The organism is Halobellus sp. Atlit-38R (genome assembly GCF_003665925.1).
GTDB lineage: Archaea > Halobacteriota > Halobacteria > Halobacteriales > Haloferacaceae > Haloquadratum > Haloquadratum inordinatus.
On record NZ_QXIJ01000066.1, the window covers coordinates 1 to 811 of the forward strand.

The following is an 811-nucleotide window of genomic DNA, read 5'->3' on the forward strand; positions in this document are numbered from 1 at the left end:
ACGATGACTCGCAGTGTTTCTTAAAATTTTATTACCGATGGTATAAAAATCTAAATTAATATAAGTTTTATTAGAAATTTGCTCAATGAATAAAGTCAAATTAAGGACAGAGATATTAAGTATCCAGAATAGCTTTGTCCTTAATTTGATAAATCCCTCTACTATTAGTAATTATTTTTCTCTAAAAACTCATTTAAAACTTTATCTGATATCGCTTTTATAGAAGTGTCGTTGTCTAATGCCATTTGATTAAGTCTTTTTTTTATCAGCGTATCGACTCTCATAGTTGAACTTTTAGCAACCGGTTTATAATTTTCTGTATATTTCACTGCTGAAGTGTCTATATCATCTAAAAATCCGTTTTTCTTTTCTTTGGCAATTTTGATATTATCTAAGAATCCTGACATGATAATCACCTATCCTTCTATTAATTCTATTCTTTCGACTAATTCTTTATATATTGCTTCTAGCATATGCAATACTCTTTTATCATGAGTATCTTTATCCCTAATCCCTTCTGCACCAAACTTCTTAATTCTTTCTCTTTGGAATATTTGATTTTTAAATAAAGCGTTTGAAAAGGTTTTTTTAGATATTTCTAGTATTTGTTCATCAATATTGCCATTTTTCTTGATTAATACAGGTATTGCTCCTATTAATTCAAATGGTAAATTTGATTCCTTTTTTCTATCTCGTAAAAAATTAACAAATGACAAACTACTCTCATACGCAGATTGTTGCGTCTGAAAGACCATAACAATATAGTCACTGGCATATACAGCGTTATTTGTAAAGTCTGAATTTATCGTTG

General features: G+C 28.4%; 2 protein-coding genes. Both read right to left on the bottom strand.

The genetic code is table 11. From position 1 onward, the window contains the following. Nucleotides 1–164: 164 nt before the first annotated feature. Nucleotides 165–407, bottom strand: coding sequence for a plasmid replication-associated protein (locus D3D02_RS18110; protein WP_121571318.1), 243 nt, complete (start codon nucleotides 405–407; stop codon nucleotides 165–167). A 9-nt stretch (nucleotides 408–416) separates the two neighbouring features. Further along, nucleotides 417–811, bottom strand: a 395-nt coding sequence (locus tag D3D02_RS18115; RefSeq protein ID WP_147435700.1) for a ParA family protein, incomplete at its 5' end; no start/stop codon positions are given.

Coding starts and splice junctions, on each gene's coding strand:
- D3D02_RS18110 (WP_121571318.1), bottom strand. CDS start 407: ATGTCAGGATTCTTAGATAATATCAAAATTGCCAAAGAAAAGAAAAAC.